This is a genomic window from Gynuella sunshinyii YC6258 (assembly GCF_000940805.1).
GTDB classification, from domain to species: Bacteria; Pseudomonadota; Gammaproteobacteria; order Pseudomonadales; family Natronospirillaceae; genus Gynuella; species Gynuella sunshinyii.
On sequence record NZ_CP007142.1, the window covers coordinates 1,730,414 to 1,753,968 of the forward strand.

A 23,555-nucleotide genomic window follows, 5' to 3' on the forward strand; every position below is an offset into this window, starting at 1 on the left:
GTTATGGAAGAATCGTTGCGTGAAATGGAGGCGGCGTTGGTTGAAAGTACGGCGCCCATTTTTAATCTCGTTGAACCTTTGAATATTCCTGAATTTGCTGATCAGGTACCAGAATCCCTAAGAGTCGATATTGAGCAGGCTTTTATTGATCTTGAACGCAGGGCGTTTGAAAAACAATGGCCAGCTACTATTACCCGTGATATCCGGTTTGCTATGGCTGCCTATGTGGATGAGCTGGTCATGTCTTCCCGCTGGCCCAAAAAATTCGATTGGATGGTTAAGCCTCTATGTATCGAATATTTCGGTGAAAGTAACGCTGGCGAGGTATTTTTTAACCGTTTAAATGAATTGCGTCAGGAGTTTGCCAAAAACCGCTTGGTGATCGGGCTTTTTTACACCTGCCTGCAGTTTGGGTATCAGGGAGTATATCGAATTAAGGGGTATGATCAGTTGCAAGCCTATCTGGTATCGCTGCGGTCACAGCTGGAGGATTCGCAGGGAGTGGTTCCCAGAGAGTTGGCGGATTCTGCTGTTCCGGAAAGTAAGTTGGTATATAGAATCAGCGGTAGCCAGCCTTATTGGGTTATGGTTTCAATTGGAGCGGCAATACTTGTGACAATGGTGCTGGCCTACGGATCCATTATGAAAAAATCCATCGTTGACAGTGCTGAGCGGTTGACTCAAAAGGAATTGACTCTGCGTATGGTGAAAGAGGGTGATAAGGATGTTTAAGTCGTTGATAAATGTCTTAAAAGGATTTGTGTTGTCGAAGATGACCGGAGTGGCCGCTGGTGTAGTGGCGATTCTTGTACTGATCTGGTTTTTGGGGGCACACGTTGGTTTGACGTCTGTGAAATTAAAGATCATCGCTATGGTGGCGGTAGTTTTGATCTTTATGGTGTTCCTGATTCTGCGCTTGGTGTTTCTATCGATTCGCGGACGCAAATTCAAAAAACAACTCGACAGTGTTGCAGGTGATAGTAGTCCTGATACGTTTCAGGCAAAAATATCCGATGTGCTGGCTGCACTTAAGTCCACCCATCTCGGTGCCAGTTATCGTGGCGATAGAGCATTATATGCATTGCCCTGGTATATGGTGATCGGCCCTTCTGCTGCTGGAAAGAGTACTCTGTTTGCGAGATCCGGGTTGGAGTTTCCTCTGAAAGATGACGAGCGTTTTCATGTTCAGGGAATTGGAGGCACTCGCGATTGTGACTGGTGGTTCTCGGATCAGGCTATTCTGATTGACACTGCTGGTCGGTATACCAGTGATGAAGATAACGAAGAGTGGCTGAATTTTCTGCGGGTGCTAAAGTCAAGTCGTTCCAAACTGCCGATTAACGGCCTTCTTCTGGCGTTGCCATTGGACGAGATATTGACTTCGGATCGGGATACGCTTGAACAGCATGTTAAATACCTAAAAAACAGACTTCATGAGTTGATTTCTGAATTGGGTGTTACCTTTCCAATTTATATTGTAATAACCAAAATTGATCTGCTGAAAGGATTTGAGGCCTTTTTTAATGATTTGAGTGAGGTTGAAAGGAAGCGGCCATGGGGTGTCTACCTGCTGGAGGATACCGAAGATAAGTCCATCAATATATTGAACCTGGTGGAAGAAAGGCTTGAGCAGCTTTATCATCGTTTGCTGGAGCAAAGTGCGCAGAAAATCAATCTGGCAACAAGCACCTCTGATAAGGTGGAGATCTTTCAGTTTCCCAATCAGTTTGCCGGCGCCAAAGAAAAACTGTCTGAGCTGCTGTCCTTATTGTTCAAGAACAATCCTTATCATGAAAATCCATGGTTTGCTGGCATATATTTCACTTCCAGTACCCAGGAAGGAGTGTTGTTGGAGCGCCGTTCAAATGCTCTGAAGAACATGTTTTCCAAGGTAAATATCAGTTTGCCCCGAACTGACTCGATTACCCGGAGTTACTTTATCGACAAGTTTTTCTCTGATGTTATTTTTCCATTGAAAAATGCTGTCAGAGGGAATCGAAAAAAGCAACGTTGGGATCGGACGGCGAAAGTTTTTACCTTTGTCTTTATATCAGCATTATTGGTGGTATCGGGAGTTGGCCTGTTTAGCACCTATACCGCTAACCAGATGCTCATCTCTGATTATGAAAAGAAAGCATCCACTCTTATCAGTCGGGTTAATGATCCAAATTCTACCGAACAGCAGCAACTGGATGCATTGGTTGGGCTTTATCAACACTATCAGCGGTTGGAGCAGATACAGACCTATTCGCCGCTGCAGCTGATACATCGATACTCCTTAATTGAATCTCATGCCGTACCAATGAAGCGGTTATTATTGGATACGTTGACCAATACTGTGAATGCTCACGTTGTTCCCGCATTAAAAGCCAGGCTAACCAATTATACAGAGAACTGGAGTAAGCTCTCGGAGGCGGAAAAAAGTGCCAGCCAGGATAAATATTACTTTGCGTTAAGGGCTTACTTGATGCTTACAAGTAATGCAGACCGGTTGGATACTGAATTTCTCGACCCTTACTTAAGCCAGATCTGGTATGAGAGCTACAGTGATACCGATTTGTTGCTTAGTTATAAGGAACAGCAGCCACTGCTTAAGGAGATGATGGGGCTGTATCTGACAGAAGTTTTTGGGCATATAGATGAAACCCATACCAATCCGTGGCTGGCAGGTGTTGATCTGGTAACCGCTTCTCAGTTGAATCTGACCACAAAAGCAAACGCTCAAACTATTTATGACCGTCTGGTCGCTTCTTCGCAGGACAAGTTTCCAGCGGTAACGATAGACAAGATTATTGGTAGGGAGGGGCGTTCAGTCATCGGTTCTTCCCGTCAGGTCGATGGTATATACACTAAAAATGCCTGGAGAACATATATTGCCAAGCAGATTGATGAGATGACCGACACTGCCAGTAGGGGAGACTGGGTGCTAGGTGCTGAACAGAGTCAATCAAGAGAAGGGCTCGACGAAAAGCTGATGCATCAGCTTCGTGCTGATGTGCGTAATCTGTATTTCGAGGATTTTTCGCGTGAATGGTCGGAGATGCTGCGCAACACCACGGTCAAACCTTATAAAAACCTTGCGGAGGCTGTTCAGGCCTTAAAGATTCTGGGTAATGAACAATCCCCATGGATGAAACTGTTCAATCGTGTTGCAGATGAGTTGACTCTAACTGAGCCGGAGCTTGATCGGCAGTTGATTGCAGAGGTTGCAGCAACCAATAACGCCGCTGGAAAAGAAAGTGTGCTGGATAAAGCGCCAGTCCCTGTTATTCCTGCGTTTAAAGCAGCAACCAAGCCGCTTGCAGAGCTGGTCAGGCCAGAGAATTACGTTTCGACCAATGCTGCGTGGGGGCAATACCAGGAAGCAATTGCGACACTGGGAGAAGAGTTGGAGTTTATTTTGGCGTCCTCTGACGTTAACCGGGAGGCAAAAGAATATTCCAAATCGTTGGTTGCCGGGAAGGATGTAAGTGGAAGGCAGCTTTATGCTTCCTGGATTGCGGTCAATAACATTCTGCTGGAGATGGACCCTGGAGCAAGCAAATGGGTTGAAAAACCCTTTAAGGCACCGTTGAACTATACGTGGTCGGCATTACTTGGTAGTGCCCGGGCTGCACTGCAGCAGCAATGGGAGACACAGGTGTATCAGTCCTATGTTGAGAAAATTCAGGGACGTTTCCCATTTTCACAAAGTCAGGTAGATGCGGCGCCCTTGGATGTTCAAACATTGCTGACGCCGCAAACCGGAGAGCTTTGGCGCTTTGTCCAGGATGAACTCGAGCCATTTATTAAATTTTCAAAAGGACGTTGGAGAAGTCGTACCTGGTTAAATCAGGGGCTAACTTTTAATTCGGCGTTTTTCGATGGTCTGATCGGCGCGGATAGGCTATCCAGAGCTTTGTTTAAACCTGGTTCATCCGAGATGGGTATGGCGTATGCGCTTTATCCGATTCCCGTTCCAGGGGTGACGGAATCTATAATTGAGGTGGATGGTAGTACTTACCGTTATCGCAACGAACCACAGGAATGGAGAGAATTTTCATGGTTGCCTTCAGAAAACCATAATAATGCCAGGGTCGTGGTTCGTCAGGGAAATCAGTCATCTCCGTATTCTATTGAGGTTGGTGGTCAGTGGGCCTTAATCAGGCTACTGCAGAAAGCAGATGTCAAACATATCCAGGGAACCGAATTTGAGCTTAAGTGGTCTTTTGGTTCTCAGGGAGAGCCCATCTTCGTGAAATATCGTGTTCGTTCAGATAGAGAAGGTAGTGTTCTGAATACTGGTATGTTCAGCAGTCTTGGATTGCCTCGGAAGTTATTTGGAGCTAGCTAATGTTTGGCTTTGGCGGTGACAAAGAAAAAAAAGTTTCCTCAGCGGCTAGAATGGAGATTGGTTTCCTGGGGAAGTTGGAGAGTCGCCCTGATTTTCTGAAATATTGTTCAGAATTTCGTGAAGTTGCGACTCTGGATATGTGTCTTCGGGACTGGATGTTGATGCAAAATGCTCTTACGCAACAATCTTCAACAAAAAGGTCTGCAATTGGTTTTTTGATGGTTGGTGGGCATGACCGGCAGGGGTTGAGCGGATATTTGTTTCCTAGCCAGGACAGCCATGGGCGCAGGTACCCCTTTTTTTATTTTGTCAGATGCTCTGATGTTGATCTGTATTTTAAACCAGCTTCATTGTTTTATGGCAGCAGCAGAATATTTGAGCAGGCGGATCCTGAGTTATCCTGGCCTCTGGAACTTCCTGGCGAGCCTGCCCTGGAAAAGCTGAAATCACAACATCTGTTGACTCAATTACCCACTGGAAAGCAATTGATGTCTGGCTCTATGTCAGTTATGACCGAAATGACTTTTGAGCAATGGTTAACGGCCATGGTCGGGGCAGATATCCAAACTCAGAAGATGGCACTGGCTGGTTGGCGAAATCAAATACAGTATTACTTTGAAAAAAACTTCAATGTTGATCTGAAATTGCCTTTGGGGGCATCGGAGCTAGCTCCATATAGCATGTTATTCTGGTTGCATTTGTTGTCTGGGCTTGTCAGGCCTGTGCAATGGCGGCCCGATATTATATGGTTACTAAACGAACAGTCTTCATTACTAAATATTCTCGCAAAGCCGATAACTGCTTCTCGTTTAGAGCAATTGGTTAGTGCGTATTCTGTTAAAGATGAGTATTCTCCAATTCAAGCATCGGGTTTCGGCCAAAGTCTTAAATGGGCGGAACAATTGCTGTCCCACCGGCAGCGTTTGTTATTGGATGTGGCTATTAGTTGGAGTCAAATGGTATGACCGTGGCAATGGAAGGCAATTCTGAATGGAATCAGTGGTTAGAGCCCTATCTCTCTCCTATTGGCACCAGTTCTGTTGGTGAAGATCCTCGTTATAGTGAAGCCTTCAGTAGTCTGAAAGCTGAAGTTGAAAAACGTCAGGATATAAACTTCCATCTTATCGAATCACTGTCTTTACAAGTTCTTACAGAGAATGCAAAAGATTTGCGGGCTGCTGGATATTATGTTTTAGCGGCGAGTCGTCTTTATGGTTTGGATGGTTTCTATAAAGGTCTTGTACTTTTTCATGGCTTGCTGGACAAGTTTGGTGAGCAGTGTCATCCACAGAAAATGAAGGCTCGTCTGGCTGCGCTTAGGTGGCCACTACAATCCAGAGTTTTAACGTTTGTTCAGACCCAGACCAAAAATGCAGACAGTGACTTGTATGAAGCTACTCTGACAATTTTTGAATCTCTGTGTAAATTGGTTCAGCCTGAAATCAGCGATTATGGCTGGCCGGATCTTCGCAAATGGTTGTCTCAGAACATTGCTGCCAAACCTGCAGACAAAGGGTCTGCCGAGCCAGAGCAAAAACCATCCTCCCCCCTGACCGTTGTTGGCGAAAGTGCTGATAAAGTCGCTCCTGATGCGGTTGTTTCGTCTATCCAGTCAGAAACACAATTGCTTCAAACCAGCAAACAATTGCTTGGTTATTATCGGGAGAAAAAACAATACGGTGTCATGACTGGGTTGTCCAGAAGTATGAAGTGGGGAGATTTAAAGTTACCTCCGAATGAAAATGGAAAAACCCGAATTCCCGCGCCAAGAGAAACCAGTCTCAATAAAGTGAAAGTCGCTTTTGAAAATGAAGATTGGAAGGATGCTTTTTTTTCTGCCGAAGATGCGTTTTTGGAACCAGGTGGAATATTTTGTTTTGAATTGCAACGCCTAAGTGCATTGGCTGCCCGCAAAGCTGGATACAACAGTGCAGCTAAAGTTATTGAAGATAATTTCCTGTCATTGTTATCAAGATTACCGAAAATAAAACAGTTAACTTATGAGAATGGTGATCCTTTTTTAGCCGGTTCAGTTATCGCATGGGTTGAACAGATCATGCCTGCAGAAAGTGGGTCGCAAGCCTATGACCCGACAACTGAATTTCTAGCAGAAGCTCGAAAAATTAAAGAAGAAAAGAATCTGACAGATGCCTTAAAGTGGCTTAAAAGTCAGGGTGGAAGCTCAGAGATTAGTGCGCAGAAAATATGTCTGATCCAGGCGCAATTATGTCATGAGTCGGGTGAAGCTGCGAAAGCATTTCCAATTCTTGATCGGCTGGATATATATGTCCAGGAACATAGACTCGAAAGGTTTATGCCTGAATTTGCAATGTCTGTCTGGCGCCAGAAATGGCTTGTTATGAAAGACCTGAAAGCACAGGTTGATGTAGAGCAGCAAAGTGATTACGAAGCGGATATATCCCGCTTGCAGTCATTAATGTGTGCAACAGATGTGTCGTTGGCAATTGAATGGCTATAAATCAATGTACAACAGGGAAGTATCAGATCTGGCTGATCTGTTATCCCATCTTAAATGAAAGGAGAAGGTAACATGTCCGATAGTTTTCAAAATGAAGTCCCTCGAGCCAGAGTAAACATCGCACTGGATCTGGAAACAGGTGGTGCTGGAGTAAAAAAAGAGTTGCCAATGAAATTGTTGGTACTCGGAGATTTCAGTAATGGTCAGGGTGAGGGTGATGTTAGTGAGCGCGAGCGTATCAACATCAATAGCTCCAATCTTGAGCAGGTTATGGGAAATCTGGCTCCTAAAATGAACTTTAGTGTGCCAAATCGAATTAAGGATGATGGCGGAGAAATCTCTGTGAATTTGACCGCAACAAAATTTCAGTCTTTCCATCCTGAGCACGTTGTATCGCAGATTCCTGAGTTAAGAGAGTTATTGTCAATGAGGAACCTGCTTAAGGATTTAAAATCCAACCTTTTGGATAACAGCTCTTTCAGAAAAGAGGTGGAGCGTATCCTGAACTCTGGACCAGATATGGATTCACTAAAAACAGAACTCAAGTCATTAATGGCTGAGCAGGCGAACAAAGAGTCGGAAGAATAAGGAGGCAATGATGGCTCAGCAGGAACAACAGAATAAATCGACAACTGAAGTTGTTGAAGATGGTTCTATATATCAGCGTCTTTGTAGTCTGGTTGATATGTCCCCGGTTAATCAGCCGATAGACATCAATCAATTTCAAGACCCTAAGGCAATGGCAGAGGTCGATGCTAATCAGCGTATTACTGCCGCGCTTAATGTTTTCTTTGAAATCGCACTTGAAGCCGGGCAGCAAATCGAACGTATCGATAAAACGTTGCTTGATCAGTACATCGCTAAAATTGATGAAACAATTAGCCTTCAACTGGATGAGGTGCTCCATCATCCACTGTTTCAAAAAGTCGAGTCTACTTGGCGTGGTCTGAAGTTTTTGACAGACCGTACTGATTTTAAAGGTAATGTTAAAATCGAAATATTGGATTGTGACAAAGAAGAGTTACGCGAAGATTTCGAAGAGTCTCCGGATACTACGCAGTCTGGTTTGTTCAGTCATATTTATACTCAGGAATATGATACTCCAGGGGGAGAGCCTATTTCTGCGATGATAGCCAATTACGCATTTGACAGATCGGCCCCTGATGTTGAGTTATTGACTGAAGTTTCCAAGGTTGCAAGTGCAGCCCATTGTCCTTTTATTAGCGCTGTTGGACCTCAGTTCTTTGGTAAGGATAGTGTTGAAGAAATTCCAAAAATTCAGGATGTTTCCAGTTATATGGATAGAGCCGAATATATCCGCTGGAAAGGATTCAGGGAGCGTGAGGATTCCAGGTATGTTGGTTTGGTTTTTCCTCGTTTTCTGTTGCGTTTGCCTTATGGCGAAGAAAACCCCATTCGTAGTTTCAACTATAAAGAAGGTGTCTTGGGTGAACAGCATGACCGTTATCTTTGGGGTAACTCTGCGTTTGCATTTGCTTCGAATATGGTTAGAAGCTTCAAGAAAAATGGTTGGACTGTGAACATCAGAGGGCCTGAATCCGGTGGTAAGCTGGACGGTTTGCCGATTCATTTTTATGAATCAGGCAGAGGTACTGAATCAAAAATACCGACGGAAGTTTTGATTTCAGAAACCAAAGAACTTGAGTTTGCTGATCATGGTTTTATACCACTCAGTTACTATAAAAACAGTGACTATGCATGCTTCTTTTCTGCTAACTCAACGCAAAAACCTGTTGAGTATGATGATGCCAGTGCAACTGCAAACTCACGTATAAATGCGCGTTTGCCGTATATCTTCCTGGTGTCCCGGATTGCACAGTATTTGAAAGTATTACAACGTGAAAGTATCGGTTCATTGAAGTCCCGGCAGGATTTGGAGAATGAACTCAATGCGTGGTTACAGCGTTTGGTGACCAAGATGAATAATCCTGACCCGGATCTGGCGGCAACTCATCCTCTCAAGGATGGCGCGGTATCTGTACAGGAATCTGAAGATAACCCAGGCTATTATTCAGTGAACATGTATGTTCAACCGCATTTTCAGGTTGAAGGTGTGGACGTACGTTTATCTTTGGTTTCGCAGATGCCTGAATTATGACATGAGTCTCATGTTTTTGATTCAGAGTAAGGTAGAATAAATTTAGTTACCTGGTTGGCTGATTCGGAATCAGCCTCCAAACTCCAGGGAAACCATTCAAGAAAAAGGATAAGTATTTCAGGGATCGATCATTTTTCAAATTGTATCCCTTCTGAATTCTCCTTAAGTTGGCACAGTGTTTTTGTGTTGGGGAATTACTGTATTTATCAGTAACAACTTAAACCTATCTATTGTAGGAAATTTTTATTAAAAGGAGATTATTCATGGCAATTCCTGCCTATATGTGGCTCAAAGACGATCAAGGCAACGACGTTCAAGGTTCCGTTAGTGTATCTGGACGCGAAGGCTCTATCGAAGTATTGGCTTTCCAGCATCAGCTCCGTATTCCTACGGATGGTGATACTGGTGAATTAACCGGTACTCGTAAACATGAGCCCTTTGTTATTACAAAGGCCTATGACGCGGCTACACCGTATTTGTACAAAGCTTGTAGTAATGGTCAGACTCTTCAGAGCCTGATATTGAGCTGGTACAAAATCGATGAGACAGGAACTGAAGTTGAGTATTTCCGCCACACTTTGGAAGGCGTGAAAGTTACTTCAGTTAATCCTACTATGGCCAACGTCAAAGATCTTGATAAAGAGCGTTATCCTCATCTGGAAGAGGTGGCTATTCGTTATCAGAAAGTCACCTGGACTTACCTTGATGGTAACATCGAATTCTCTGACTCATGGGTCGAAGGTCGTTAAGTCACAGTTAAAATCGGGCATGCTTTTGCATGCCCTTCCTAATTACTGATAAAGATTGACGGGTTGATATGTGGACAATTTACGAAGTGCTCAAGCAGAAACATCTGAATGGCCAAACGTTGTCAGCTTATCCGTCAGAAGATGATCATTTGCATAGTATTCATGATCATTTGATTAGGCTGCTAAATGCCAGACAAGGAGTTTTAGGTCATTTACCGGACTATGGAATGCCGGACTTGAACCGTCTTTATCAGGAGTTGCCTTATTCTGAGTCAGACATGGCAATTGCTATAAAAAATATTGTGGAGAAATATGAACCTCGTTTATCCAGAGTGCAGGTCACTCCACAATCACGAGATTATAATACCGCCGTTGTTACCATGAATATTACAGGATGGGTCGGTAGCGGCCGCCAGGTTTCGTTTCAGACGCATTTTAAAAGCAGTGGCATTGCTGAGATTTCAGGGTCATCTAGTCTCAAATAGCATGGTTTAATCAGGGAAAAGCGTGTCAGATGAAAGAATATTTTGAAGCCGAAATGAGATTGCTCCAGGACGCTGCACAGGAATTCGCAGAAGCATATCCTGAACAGGCTGCCATGTTGAATTTGAACGCTGTTAAGGATAGAGATCCTTATGTCGAACGTTTGCTTGAAGGGATGGCATTTCTAACTGCGAAAGTTCGGGAAAGGATAGATGACGGTGTTCCTGAGCTGAGCGAAAATCTTCTTGATCAGATTAACCCATCGCTGTGCCGCCCTTATCCCTCATATACTCTGGTTCAGTTTTCTCCTTCTCGTCAACATAAAAAAACGATTGAAATAAGCAAAGGAACCAATTTAGCGGCTTCTGGTGTGGGGCCAGAAGAAGTTCGTTGCGAATATGTAACAACCTCGGTACTTAAGGTTCAGCCACTTGTGATTACCCATGCTTCTGCAATGGACAAACTGGGTGGTGGTACCAGGGTGCAAATTGACATTCAAAAACTATCAAACTTTGAATGGGAAGATCTTGAACTGACCGACCTGCTGCTTCATCTCCATTGCGATCATGCGTTGGCATATGCCTTATACGAGTGTTTGACAAATGTTAAGGGTGAGGCTTCTGTCTCCGTTGAAGGGGGTTCATTCGTAGGCAGGCTAACTGTAAGGCCTGCGTTATTACGACCCTATGACAGCTTGCTTCCTTCGGGAAGTAGGGGACATGTGGCATTTAATCTGTTACATGATTATTTTAATGCCCGTGATAAATTTTTATTTATAGATATAGATGGATTTCAGCCGGAAAGTTGGCCACAGTCTGCAAACTCAATAAAGCTGCTCATTGAGACGCCGACTGCTCTGCCTGCTGGACACAATATTGGCAAAGACACATTTCAATTAAATTGTATCCCCGCGGTTAATTTATTTGATGCGCAGACCGAACCCGTTGTTGTCAATGGTAAACTGCCAGATTATCCGTTACTGGTTGATCACAGTTATAGAAACTGTGCAAACGTTTATAGCGTACAACATGTAGTTGGTAGAAATCCGCAGACTGGACACACTCGAGAATACCAGCCTCTGCAAAATCTGACGTATCGCCGTGCAAGTGATCCAACCTATAGTACCTATAATCGTAACATGCCCAACGGTAAGAGAAGGTCCTTTATTTCCGTTTCAGGGCACACCGCCATTGCAACAGAAATTCTCTCTGTAGATGTATTGGCATCAAATGAAGATTACCCCAGGCAGTATCTGGATATTGGCAAGCTTAAAGAGCTTGCAAGTGACATCGACCAGAATTTGGAAGTGCGTAATATTACCCGACCCAGCAGGATGCTGAGGGCTCCAGATATACATGATTACCAATGGCAGCTTATTTCATTGATGTCTCTCACTCTCTCTTCTTTGGGTGAAGTCGATAAACTGAAGACCCTGTTAAGTTTATTCGACTGGAGTGATCAGGAAGAGAATAAAAACAGAATTCTCGCCATAGAAAAAGTTGATGTTCAATTAAAGCATAAGGTCACCAAAGGTATCCTGTGCCAGGGGTTGGAGATTAGTTTGGAGATCAATGAGTCCGGCTTCAGCTCCAGATCGGATATCTATTTGTTTGGTACGGTGCTACATCAATTTTTCAGTGATTACGCAAATATCACGGAATATGTGGAAACACGCGTAACAGCACTGCCATCGTATAAGGAATGGACATGGAAACCGAATATCGGCAGAAGACTGATCATTTAGAGAATGTCACGAAGCAGGCGACCAGTTATCACTTCCATCAATTGATAGAAACATTGCTGGATATCTGTGATGGGTCTGAAGCTCGGAATTGCCCTCCATGGTTAAAATTAAAACCTTCTGACTGGTTGTCTTTCCCTGCGTCAGATGTTCGAAAGGTTTCAGTATTACCATCAGAAAAAATTGAAGTTGAATCCACCTTCTTTGGATTTTATGGTGTAGACGCTCCATTACCTCAGTATTTTCTGCAGGATATTACTTATCAGGATGAAGATGGAAAAAGGCTTCAAGCATTTCTCGATATTTTTAATCAACAAGCGTACTGGTTGTTACATCAGGGGTGGAGAAAGTTTCATCTGTTACAACACGCAGGGGAGAAGAACCTTTTTGTAAGGCTCGCAACTTCATTGACTGGTGTGTATTTCGAGCGCCATAAGCTGTCCGGATGGGCGTCGGGTGCTCTGGCCAATCGCTGTCGTAGTGCGTGTGGTATCGAGGCGGTATTAAGGGATACGTTGCAGCTTCCAGATTTGGTTGTGGATGATCAAATAGTTTCTAACATTGAAATAGAACAGACACTGTCTCTGAATGGGCAGCAGGCATTAGGGGAAGAAACGGTTCTCGGTGATCACGTTGCGGTAATAGGGCGTGCCATACAAATTGAAACCGGAATGGTAACGAAAGAAAAGGCGTCACAACTCCGACCTGATGGTGAACTGGGGCAAAAGGCAAGAGAAGTGTTGGAATACTATTTGCCACAAGGTGTCACATACGAAATGGTTATTGTGCTGGCACCCAATCAGAACACCCCTTTTCGATTGGGTGAAGAAGAATTGTGCCTCGGGCAACCGATATTGCTGGGAGAAGATGGCGCGCATCCTTATCGGATGGTTTTTTCGGACCAGCACTATAAACATCCGGAATACCGGTATTCAGATCAACGATACGCGGCCTGATTTGTTAATTCTTAAATGCTAACTCGTTTATTTTCAGCAAAAGGAATTAACAGGTATTTAATGACAAATACAGCTAAAAGGTGTGTATCACAAAATTTTATGATTAAGGGAGTGCTACATTATGGATAATCGTACATTGCGTGTACTAATTGACAAGTTAAATTCACACTGTGGGCTGGCTCTGGAGGCGGCGGCTGGTTTTGCTGCCAGTCGTGGGCATAAAGAAATATTACCTGAACACCTGTTGCTGAAGCTTTTGGAAGAAGGCAGTCGTGGCCATATCGATAGTATCCTTGAATACTTTTCAGTGGATCAGGATAGGCTCTGGAATAACCTGATTGAAAACATCAATCAGCAGCGAACCTTTCATGAAGGTAAGCCTGCGATTTCGGCGATACTGTATCAGCTACTGGAAAAAGCCTGCTTAGTCAACGCCCTGTACTATACTCGGGAAATCATCGATTCAGCCGGAATTCTGGAAGCAATTATTCAACTGGCAGCGACCTGGCCGAATTACAATGCATTTGCGCCACTGGATAAAATTCAGTTGGATAGTCTGCATGAACAGTTCAGTCAGATCACCTATTCTTCTGAGGAGGGAGGGCCGGGATCTTCCAGAACCACGTCACAATCCTCTTCTGTGCCTCAAAAGAATAAAGGAGAGCAGACGGCCCTTGATCAATTCACCACAGATCTGACTGAAAAAGCCAGAAGCGGTGGATTAGACCCTATTAACGGTCGTCATGATGAAATTCGAATGGCCATTGATATTCTGTGCCGCCGGCGCAAGAACAATCCGATTCTGGTTGGTGAACCAGGTGTGGGTAAGACCGCGGTTGTTGAAGGGCTCGCTTTGCGTATTGTGGAAGGTGATGTTCCTGAGTTCCTTAAGAACATTCGTATATGCGTTCTCGACCTGGGTCTATTGCAGGCAGGTGCTGGAGTAAAAGGTGAGTTTGAGCGTCGATTGAAGCAGGTGATTGAAGAGGTCACTCGTGCTGAGACGCCGGTGATGTTGTTCATCGATGAAGCCCACACATTGATCGGTGCAGGTGGTGAGGCTGGCATGAGTGATGCTGCCAACCTGTTGAAGCCTGCGTTGGCAAGAGGCGAGTTGAGAACGATAGCGGCGACGACCTGGAGTGAATATAAGCAATATTTTGAACGGGATCCGGCTTTGGCACGCCGTTTTCAAATGGTTAAGGTGGAAGAACCTACCATTGAAGCCGCCATCCATATGTTGTCAGGTTTGAAGCAGGCTTATGAATCGCATCATCAGGTTCATATTACAGATAAAGCCATCGAGTCTGCCGTTAGATTGTCCGACCGTTATATTAATGGTCGTTATTTGCCTGATAAAGCTATTGATTTGATCGATACAGCGGCCGCACGGGTAAAAATGGGCCAATCTTTACAGCCTCAATATCTGGAAGGGCTGAAATCCCGCATTGTTTATCTGGAGGACCGTCTGGGTCACCTGGAAAAAGAAGACAAACAGGGACTGGTGACAGATGTAGATGTGATCCGCCAGTTAAAAGAAGAGTTAGCCAATACTCTGTCCGAAGCGACTACTGCCGAGCTTGAATGGCGTTCCCAGAATGATTTGGTCCGGCAGATTCAGTCGGATACACAGGCAATTGTTTCCGCAGCAGAACAGGATGTCTCGGAGTTGTTGCAGCAGGCCAAAACAAAACGTGCCGCGTTGTCTGAAATCCAGCAGGGACGTCCGTGGGTGCAGCCTGAAGTCAATGATATGGCGATTGCCGATGTTATTGCTGACTGGACAGGCATTCCCGTGGGTAGCATGGTTAAAGATGAACTCCACAACCTGTTGGCGTTTGAGTCCGCTTTGAGCGGAGCAATTATCGGTCAGAGTGACGCTCTCAGAGTCATTGGTCAGAGCTTGCGGTCGAGCAAAGCGAATCTGAGAACAACAGATGGTCCGCAAGGGGTATTTTTACTGGCGGGTCCCAGTGGCGTTGGTAAAACAGAGACCGCACGGAAAATTGCGGAGCATCTGTTTGGAAGTGAGCGCTCTTTGACTGTTATTAACATGAGTGAATACCAGGAAGCACATACCGTTTCTCAGCTTAAAGGCTCACCGCCAGGATATGTAGGTTATGGTCAGGGAGGCATTCTGACGGAAGCTGTTCGGCAGAAACCTTATTCTGTTGTGCTCCTGGATGAAGTTGAAAAAGCGCATGTTGATGTCATGAATCTGTTTTATCAGGTGTTTGATCGCGGTTTTATGCGCGATGGCGAAGGTCGTGAGATAGATTTTAAAAATACGATTATTTTGATGACGTCAAACCTCGGCTCAAATCTGATTCAAGAACGATGTGTACCGGCACCGGTGCCGGAGCAGAATGAGGTTGTTGAAGAAGAGGCAGAGCAAGTCACTCTCCCCGAAACAGCTGAATTTGTTCCACCTACAGCAGGGGAGCTGGTTTCGCTGATTCAACCTGTTGTGTCGGCACATTTTGCACCAGCATTAGCAGCCAGAATGCAGCTGGTTCCCTTTATGGCTCTGGATCAGGATGCACTGACGGGTATTATTCAATTGAAGCTGGATCAATTGGCACAGCGGTTACAGCAAGAGTATAAAATCGAGTTGCGATGTGACAATCGTGCTATGGAACAATTGTTGGACCTGTGTCGTGTCAGTGAGTCTGGTGCCCGCCTGGTTAATCGTATTATCGAACAGCAGCTTATGCCGGGCATTGCCAATCAACTGTTGCATTACATTGCCGAGGGAGATCTACCAGATATTCTGTTGTTGGATGTTGATGACAATGAGCAGTTAAGCATCCTGTTTTTGGATCGACAGCCCGAACCCGCAGTCACCAAGGCTTAACTCAACGCAGTCATCAAAGGCACGACCAGGCTCTAGAGCCTGGTCGTGCCTTATTTGTGCTGAAGCGTGTAAATGGTTTACACCGAGTGACTTGCTTGGGTGTGTTTGTTCTGTCGTTCGTGTAGTTGATGCGTCAGCATTTGTGAGTGTCTTCTTTCCTTTTATCCAGAGCCTGATCAGGCCTTTCTTGCTCCCGCTTTTGACGCTGTGTATATCACCCCGTTTGGTGCAGCTGATCTATTATTGCGGAAACAACAGGATATTCAGAGGGACACTCAAACCCAGTACCTGAGGCAGTCTCTGTTGTTGGAATTGTGCCAGGCTCAAAGTCGGAAAGGGCCCCGCAATCAACAGATAGCGTTCAATATTGAGCTTATCTCTGACCTGTATTTCCTTAAAATCATAATTGTTGGCAGTCAGTAGCAGCGCTTCGGCGTCTGTTTCTTTTTGTGTGGCATACAAGCCTATCTGAATACCATAGTTTTGGTTTTCGGAACTGCCGGCAGCAGGAATCAGGCTGCTGTAGGTGATAATGGTGGAGCCGTCTTGATGGGGACTGTCGGTTTGTTTTGTATCATTCCCGCTAAACCAGCTGGCAATACTTTTACCTGTTTCCCGAACTGGACCGGCGATATTGTCAGGTGCCATCGTCCCGGCGACAAAGAGACTGGCACCAAACAAGACAATAAGTATGACCAAACCCAGCTTAGCAAACATATTCTGAGTCATCCTGCAGAGTAGTCTGGCAATCTGCCATAACCCAGCAGTGGTGGCAATATAGCCTTGTCATAAAATGGATGTAGACATGGGATCTTGATCCGCTTGTATTGTACCCATTGATACTTGATCTGACAGATTGCATACCGATATGACATTCCGTCATGATATCTCTTTATTCGATCATTTAAGGCATTGAGAAATGGCAATCAGTTTATTTGACATGTTTAAGATTGGTATTGGGCCTTCCAGCTCTCATACCGTAGGGCCTATGAAAGCGGCTCAGATGTTTGTCAGTGCCTTGGTGGATACTGGGCTCCTGTCGCAGGCAGCCCGAATTAAAGTGGAGTTGTATGGCTCTCTTGGTGCCACTGGCAAGGGGCATGGTTCCGGACCAGCCATATTACTCGGGCTGGAGGGACATTTGCCGGATACGGTCGACCCGGACATTATCGAGCCTCGTAGCCATGAAATCCTGAATAGTGGCAGGATTTTGCTGATGGGCGAGCATGAGTTACCTTTTATTGAAGCTGATGATCTGGTTTATCATCGACAGACGTCACTGCCCTACCATGCCAACGGTATGACTTTTACGGTTTGGAATACTAGTGGTCATCAACTGGTACATAAGGTTTATTATTCTGTGGGCGGCGGATTTGTTGTTGATGAAGAAGCTGCTGGTGCTGATCGAATTGTTGAGGATTCCACATCGTTGCCATATTCGTTTTCCTCTGCCAAAGAGTTGCTGGAAATCTGTGAACAGACGGGGCTGACCATCGCGGAAATTATGATGGCTAATGAGCAGGTCTGGCGTACTGAAGCAGAAGTTCGGCAGGGAATTTTGCATATATGGCAGGTCATGCGGGATTGTGTCGATCGCGGTATTCGCCAGGAAGGTATTTTGCCGGGCGGACTTAAAGTGAAGCGACGTGCCCCCTCATTGCATCGTGAACTGAAAAACCGTACCCGCATGGATATGATCACTCCGTCGCTGGGAGCAATGGATTGGGTAAATCTCTATGCTCTGGCTGTCAATGAAGAAAATGCTGCGGGAGGACGGGTAGTGACAGCTCCCACCAACGGTGCGGCAGGAATTATTCCCGCAGTACTGCACTACTATTATAACTTTTGTCCTAATTCGGACGAGGACGGTATTGTTCAGTTCCTGTTGAGTGCAGCGGCTATTGGTATTTTATTTAAGGAAAATGCTTCGATTTCGGGTGCAGAAGTGGGGTGTCAGGGAGAGGTTGGGTCTGCCTGCGCTATGGCCGCTGCAGGATTGGCAGAAGCGACCGGGGGCAGTCCTCGTCAGGTTGAGAATGCTGCTGAGATCGGTATGGAACATAATCTGGGGCTGACTTGTGATCCAATAGGCGGGCTAGTACAGGTCCCGTGTATAGAGCGAAATGCCATGGCTTCTTTGAAGGCCATTAATGCAGCCGCGCTCGCACTTCGAGGTAATGGAGAGCACTTTGTTTCCCTTGATAAAGTAATCAAAACCATGCGTGATACCGGTCGGGATATGCTGGATAAATATAAAGAAACTTCACGTGGTGGTTTGGCCGTGAATGTCATCGAGTGCTGAAGATGTCTTTCTGTTTTGGCTGAATTCAAGAGCAGTTTTTAAACTATCCAGCTTTATGAATGTGATCTGACTGAACGGTCAGAAGATGTGATTTTCCGGGAAGAGCATGTGTCGAAAAAATGAGAAATGAGTCATGTTCTGAGTACGTTTGCTGAACCGAAAATAATACTTTGACCTTTTTTTGGGTTGTTTTACCGGCTAAATTTATATTTTTTTATCACATTTTGTAAAACCTGCTACTTTGATAGTTATGACTCAAAAAAACTCATCGATTTTTAGATGTCTGTAGCAGAATGAAATGAGAAAGGTGAGTCGGTAAACATAAACTTTGAATTTGTTAATATCTTAAGTTAATCTGAAGATGGTAACAATTTTGTTACATTTAAGATTAAGCAATATTCATAAGGAGTAATGATGAAAAAACTGCTTGCAGTAGCTGCTCTGGCTACAACACTTCCGCTGTCAAATTTCGCAATGGCTGACGAAGATATCGGTTGTGGTCTGGGTACCATGATCTTTGATGGAAAAACCGGTAAGGTGTATAAGGTTCTCGGTGCAACCACCAACGGTACATCTGGTAACCAGACCTTCGGTATTACTTTTGGTACATTGGGTTGTGATGGCACGGGCACAGTTGATTCTGCTGAAAAACTGGCTTTGTTCATTGACGGCAATATGGATAACCTGGCACGTGATATTGCCAAAGGTGAAGGCGAAACGCTTTCTACTTTGTCTGAAGTCTGGGGTGTTCAGGAAGCTGACAAGTCAGCATTCAATCAATTGGCAAAAGAAAATTTTGTGAAGGTTTTCAGTTCAGAGAACGTGACTTCCAATGAAGTTCTGAACAATCTGAATACTTTGGTTGCCAAAGACGAAGCTCTTTCTGTTTATGCAATTTAATTAATTCAGAAAATATCCATTAAGTGCCCGTTGAGGGCACTTTTTATTTGTGAACGAATGTGATCAGACTAATATTTATTTCGACGTTTTTTCTGTGTTCAGTCAATTTATTCACTCACGCACAGGCGGCTCCGCCTGATCTTGATATTCAACAGCTTGCTCATAGTCAATACTGGTTAAAACTCGGGCACTATTTGCCAGGACGTTTTTCGGGTTATGTAAGTACCGCTGATTCAGATTCTTTTTTTCTGGCAGATGGCGGCAAATATGATCCATTGTCAGAACTTAATGCCACTCTAAAAGCTTTATACAGCGATGATATCGCAGCAGCGGCAGCGATGAGATGTAAGTTTCCGGCACGTTATACCTGGTTGGAAGCGCAGCAGGAACGTGATGCGGAGTTGAATTGTGCTGAGCTTGATACCTGGCGTCAGGCTCTTGATCCTGAAGGTTTGACGCTGGTGTTTCCCACTGCCTATATGAACAACCCTTCTTCCATGTTTGGTCACACGCTGTTGCGCATTGATGCCCGCGATCAAACCCGCAGTCGGGAGTTGGTAGCGTTTGCGATTAATTTTGCTGCTGAACCGGATACTCATGATAATCCTGCTATTTATGCGTTAAAGGGTTTGATTGGCAGCTATCCTGGACGCTTTACGGTCATGCCTTATTATCGCAAAGTACGCGAGTACAACGATATTGAGTCGCGTGATATCTGGGAATACAAATTACTGTTTACCCCCGAAGAAGTGGAGCGGGTGCTGCTGCATCTGTGGGAAATGCAGCAGGCTGAATTTGATTATTATTTTCTGGATGAAAACTGTTCCTATCAGTTGCTGGCTCTATTGCAGCTGGCACGCGATGACCTGTCTTTAGTAGATGGTTTTGATATTGCAGCCATTCCATCCAATACCGTTGCAAAGCTGGTACGCTCAGGCCTGACCCAGCCACCAGCTTATCGGCCGGCATTTGGAACCCGTTTGCTGCATGAGTACCGTAAAATTGATGATCGATTATTTGCTGCCGCCAAATTGGCCAAGCAGGGAATCTATCCGTCGGCAGATGAGTTCAGCGAAAGAGAGCGGGCTGCCATCATGGAGTTTGCCTATGAATGGTTGAATTTTGAGTTGTACGATGAAGGACTGGAGCGGGATGTCACTGCGAAACAATTAACCCGGCTGCTATATCAGCGTAGCCTGCTTGATTCTGGTTCTCCGTTTTCACCAGTGCCACGACCAGCCGTGTCGCCGGAGCAGGGTCATGGGTCCACCCGGCTTGGCTTGTCCTACGATGTCTATCAACATGATTCAAACCGTATTGGATTTGAATGGCGTGCAGCCTATCACGACATGTTCGATAATCCGGCAGGCTATATTCCAGGCGCAAAAATCAGTTTCTTTGATGCCCAAGCCAGTGTGGATGAGGACTCGCGCTTGCGTTTGGATCGTTTTTATCTGGTTGATTCCATGGCTTTGGCACCGAGCAATCGAATATTCAGTAGCCTGGCCTGGAGTGTGAAAGTCGGTTATGACCGCCAGGGTCCTGATCAGTACGGGCGTGGTTTGGCACAGCTGGGGTTTGGCAAGGCTTTTGGAGCAGCGGATGGACTGCATCTCTATGGTCTGGTGGCGGAAGAAATCAATTATGGTGCATTGACGGATGATGAGGTTGAACCAGGATTGGGGATAAGAGCCGGGGTGTTCGTGCCAGGAGGCAGATCTCATCGTTTTGGGGTTGAAGGTGAATGGCTGGCATTGTTTAACTCGGCCACTGCTGATCACTCTGATATCACTGGGACCTGGCAGTGGAGTATTCAGCGAAACGTGGCCTTGCGTACTGAGCTGTCTTATCAACGCTGGGGAGATGATCAGTTAAGCGGTAAATTGACCGGGCTTTGGTATTTTTAGTGCAGCCTTGATCGTTGTTTCGTCACTGTGCTGGTATGTGTCTGACATGTCAGACCTATCGGGCCGGTCATTGAACAGGCCACAACATCTATCAACCGGACGGGCATGCCCCCCTGATGTTGGGTATACTCCGTGTTATCGTCATAGCTAGCAGAGCATTGTTATGTTAAGAACCTATTCCGAATCCGTCACCGCCCAGCGTGCCAATGGGCTGGTGACCTCCCTGCAACAGCGTTTCGTTAACAAGCTTGAGGCGCTGGATCAAAGTCATGGTGATAAAGGTGTCTTTGAGCCTTTTGAATGGCTGCGGGATGGTGGTCTTTATGGAGGGGGAATCCGCTACATGGCGCCCGCCAATGGTATCTTTAACCGTGGATCGGTTAATGTCTCACATGTGCACTACAGTGGTAATCCGGAAAAGTCCCTTGATTCCGCTACGGCCATTTCAACGATTATTCATCCCGTAAACCCGAATGCGCCGTCGGTTCATATTCATATCAGCTGGACAGAAATGAAAATTGGTGAGGGTTACTGGCGAATTATGGCTGATTTGAATCCCTCCAATCCTGTTGAAGAAGATCAGCAACTGTTTGAGCAACGGTTGCAGGCGGTCGCCGGAAATATATATCAGGAAGGTGCTGCGCAAGGAGATAAGTATTTTTATATCCCGGCATTAAAGCGGCATCGTGGCGTCAGTCACTTTTATCTTGAAGCATATCGGACGGAAAATGCCAATGCAGACTATCAACTGGCCCGGAGAATGGGGGAAGCTGCCATTGATACCTATGTCCAGATTCTCGCCCGGGCTCTGGAAACCCGCCCCGAATACTCAGATGAAGCGCGTCAAACGCAATTGGATTACCACACACTGTACCTGTTCCAGGTATTGACTCTGGATCGTGGCACCACTTCTGGGCTGCTGGTGCATAGCCAGAATGATATTGGCATACTGGCGTCGTTACCTGCACGGGTAAATAAGTCGTTGTTGAGCAGTTGGCGTGCGCAAATGCCCTCTCCTCAGGATGAGCTGCTGGATGCGATTGTGGCGGAAATTCCAGATGATCCAGAGGCCGAAATTACTGATATCACCAAGGAGCGTCTGGCCGAGGCTGTGCGCCGGCATTATCAAAAACATCCTCAGGCGCTGGCTATGCAGGCTACCGGTCATGTGGTGCCGCCAACTGTTCAGAATCATCGTTAGTCGATGCATTTAGAGTGGATGGTGATTAACTTTCCATCCACTGCAAAATATCCTCAAGCAAGCCACTTACCTGCTTTCGTATTTTCTGACCATTCCGGTTTGGGATGATTTGTCGGCTTTCGGCCGATATGTTCCTGAACAAACAAATCCATGTCGTAATTGGTTAACTCCCCAGCCGGTGCTGTCCGCACAATCGCATCAGTCAAGCCCAGAAGCCAGAACGGGCGGTTGCCGGATTCATTGAACCGGTCATTGTAGTGAGGAGCAAAGATGCAAAAATATTCCGGCTTTGGGCTGATTCGACATGCTCTGAGTTATCATGAAAACTGGCAACGGGTATGGCGCAATCCTAAACCCGGAAAACAGTATGATGTGGTGATTATCGGTGGTGGCGGACACGGTCTTGCAACTGCTTATTATCTTGCTAAAGAACATAACATCAGCAATGTTGCTGTGATTGAAAAAGGGTATCTCGGGGGCGGTAATACGGCCAGGAATACCACCATTGTCCGCTCAAATTACCTCTGGGATGAAGCCACTCGTCTGTATGAGCACTCCATGAAATTATGGGAAAGGTTGTCACAGGATCTCAATTACAATGTTATGTTTTCCCAGCGGGGGGTATTGAATCTCGGTCATACCTTGCAGGACATGCGTGATATCGAGCGCCGGGTCAATGCCAACCGCCTGAATGGTATCGATGGGGAAGTACTCGATACCCGTCAGGTTCAGGAGTTGGTTCCGCTCATGGATTGTTCTGCCAACCGCCGTTATCCGGTGTTGGGTGCTTCCTGGCAGCCACGCGCCGGTGTAGCGAGGCATGATGCAGTCGCTTGGGGATTTGCCCGTGCAGCTGATTCATTGGGGGTGGATCTGATACAGCAGTGTGAAGTGACCGATATCGTCATCGAAGATGGTGCTGCTGTTGGTGTGCAGACCCGTACTCATGGTGTTATCAAAGCTAACCGCATCGGTTGTGTGACCGCTGGTAATTCGAGTGTGATTGCCAAGATGGCGGGCTTTGAACTGCCGTTGGAATCGCATCCATTACAGGCATTGGTGTCAGAACCGATAAAACCGGTTCTGGATACCGTGGTGATGTCGAATCATGTTCATGGCTATGTTTCTCAGTCGGACAAAGGTGATCTGGTCATCGGTGCCGGTATCGATGGTTACAACGGTTACGGTCAGCGTGGTTCCTATCCAACCATTGAACATACCATCCAGGCAATTATCGAATTGTTTCCTGCTTTCAGCCGGGTACGTATGAACAGACAGTGGGGAGGAATTGTCGATACCACGCCGGATGCTTGTCCGATCATATCCGCTACACCCGTAGAAAATCTGTTTTTTAATTGTGGTTGGGGAACCGGTGGTTTTAAGGCAACACCGGGATCAGGCAACGTTTTTGCCGCAACATTGGCCAAAGGTGAAGCACATGAGCTGGCCAGACCTTTCAATATGTTTCGTTTTCATGATGGATCATTGATCGATGAACATGGCGCAGCGGCCGTTGCCCACTAGCAGGAGT

General features: G+C 45.7%; 17 protein-coding genes. 16 read left to right on the forward strand and 1 reads right to left on the reverse strand.

All coding sequences use genetic code 11. The features are described 5' to 3' along the window. The first annotated feature begins 3 nt into the window (after nt 1-3). The 11 genes from icmH to tssH all read left to right on the forward strand — a co-directional run bounded on the left by icmH (nt 4) and on the right by tssH (nt 15,714). Entirely contained in the window at nt 4-732 is a 729-nt protein-coding gene (gene icmH / locus YC6258_RS27165; protein WP_052830147.1) for a type IVB secretion system protein IcmH/DotU, read from the forward strand. Beyond that, on the forward strand, nt 725-4,333 hold the full coding sequence (gene tssM, locus YC6258_RS07715; protein WP_044616489.1) for a type VI secretion system membrane subunit TssM: 3,609 nt from the start codon (nt 725-727) through the stop codon (nt 4,331-4,333). Before icmH ends, tssM begins: the two co-directional genes overlap by 8 nt. Beyond that, on the forward strand, nt 4,333-5,298 hold the full coding sequence (locus YC6258_RS07720) for a TagF domain-containing protein (protein WP_044616490.1): 966 nt from the start codon (nt 4,333-4,335) through the stop codon (nt 5,296-5,298). The genes tssM and YC6258_RS07720 overlap by 1 nt, the downstream gene beginning before the upstream one ends. After that, complete coding sequence (locus tag YC6258_RS07725; RefSeq protein WP_044616491.1) at nt 5,295-6,812, forward strand: TssA family type VI secretion system protein; 1,518 nt, start codon at nt 5,295-5,297, stop codon at nt 6,810-6,812. Before YC6258_RS07720 ends, YC6258_RS07725 begins: the two co-directional genes overlap by 4 nt. Nucleotides 6,813-6,884: 72 nt before the next feature. Then, nucleotides 6,885-7,400, forward strand: coding sequence for a type VI secretion system contractile sheath small subunit (tssB, locus tag YC6258_RS07730; RefSeq protein ID WP_044616492.1), 516 nt, complete (start codon nt 6,885-6,887; stop codon nt 7,398-7,400). Nucleotides 7,401-7,410: 10 nt separating this feature from the next. Further along, on the forward strand, nt 7,411-8,931 hold the full coding sequence (gene tssC, locus YC6258_RS07735) for a type VI secretion system contractile sheath large subunit (protein WP_044616493.1): 1,521 nt from the start codon (nt 7,411-7,413) through the stop codon (nt 8,929-8,931). A 263-nt stretch (nt 8,932-9,194) separates the two neighbouring features. Beyond that, nucleotides 9,195-9,680: an Hcp family type VI secretion system effector gene (locus YC6258_RS07740; RefSeq protein WP_044616494.1), complete on the forward strand. Its 486-nt coding sequence runs from the start codon at nt 9,195-9,197 to the stop codon at nt 9,678-9,680. 68 nt (nt 9,681-9,748) lie between these two features. Next, nucleotides 9,749-10,165 carry a type VI secretion system baseplate subunit TssE gene (gene tssE / locus YC6258_RS07745; RefSeq protein ID WP_044616495.1) on the forward strand — a complete coding sequence of 139 codons (417 nt, stop codon included), beginning with the start codon at nt 9,749-9,751 and terminating at the stop codon, nt 10,163-10,165. A 29-nt stretch (nt 10,166-10,194) separates the two neighbouring features. Then, nucleotides 10,195-11,907: a type VI secretion system baseplate subunit TssF gene (gene tssF / locus YC6258_RS07750; RefSeq protein ID WP_044616496.1), complete on the forward strand. Its 1,713-nt coding sequence runs from the start codon at nt 10,195-10,197 to the stop codon at nt 11,905-11,907. Continuing rightward, nucleotides 11,871-12,860, forward strand: coding sequence for a type VI secretion system baseplate subunit TssG (locus YC6258_RS27170; RefSeq protein WP_052830148.1), 990 nt, complete (start codon nt 11,871-11,873; stop codon nt 12,858-12,860). Before tssF ends, YC6258_RS27170 begins: the two co-directional genes overlap by 37 nt. Nucleotides 12,861-12,981: 121 nt before the next feature. After that, nucleotides 12,982-15,714, forward strand: coding sequence for a type VI secretion system ATPase TssH (gene tssH / locus YC6258_RS07760; protein ID WP_044616497.1), 2,733 nt, complete (start codon nt 12,982-12,984; stop codon nt 15,712-15,714). A 240-nt stretch (nt 15,715-15,954) separates the two neighbouring features. Here the strand turns inward: tssH and YC6258_RS07765 are convergent, their stop codons facing one another. After that, nucleotides 15,955-16,431 carry an SPOR domain-containing protein gene (locus tag YC6258_RS07765; protein WP_044616498.1) on the reverse strand — a complete coding sequence of 159 codons (477 nt, stop codon included), beginning with the start codon at nt 16,429-16,431 and terminating at the stop codon, nt 15,955-15,957. Nucleotides 16,432-16,633: 202 nt separating this feature from the next. Here YC6258_RS07765 and YC6258_RS07770 point away from each other — a divergent pair, with 202 nt between their 5' ends. The 5 genes from YC6258_RS07770 to YC6258_RS07790 all read left to right on the forward strand — a co-directional run bounded on the left by YC6258_RS07770 (nt 16,634) and on the right by YC6258_RS07790 (nt 23,548). After that, entirely contained in the window at nt 16,634-18,016 is a 1,383-nt protein-coding gene (locus tag YC6258_RS07770) for an L-serine ammonia-lyase (RefSeq protein ID WP_044616499.1), read from the forward strand. A 414-nt stretch (nt 18,017-18,430) separates the two neighbouring features. Next, on the forward strand, nt 18,431-18,916 hold the full coding sequence (locus YC6258_RS07775; RefSeq protein WP_044616500.1) for a DUF3015 domain-containing protein: 486 nt from the start codon (nt 18,431-18,433) through the stop codon (nt 18,914-18,916). 59 nt (nt 18,917-18,975) lie between these two features. Continuing rightward, nucleotides 18,976-20,823 (forward strand): Lnb N-terminal periplasmic domain-containing protein, encoded by a 1,848-nt coding sequence (locus YC6258_RS07780; RefSeq protein WP_211264652.1) that lies wholly within the window; start codon nt 18,976-18,978, stop codon nt 20,821-20,823. Nucleotides 20,824-20,986: 163 nt separating this feature from the next. Next, nucleotides 20,987-22,024, forward strand: a complete 1,038-nt coding sequence (locus YC6258_RS07785; RefSeq protein WP_044616501.1) for a coproporphyrinogen III oxidase — start codon at nt 20,987-20,989, stop codon at nt 22,022-22,024. A gap of 270 nt (nt 22,025-22,294) precedes the next feature. Continuing rightward, nucleotides 22,295-23,548 carry a sarcosine oxidase subunit beta family protein gene (locus YC6258_RS07790; RefSeq protein WP_044616502.1) on the forward strand — a complete coding sequence of 418 codons (1,254 nt, stop codon included), beginning with the start codon at nt 22,295-22,297 and terminating at the stop codon, nt 23,546-23,548. Nucleotides 23,549-23,555 lie beyond the last annotated feature (7 nt).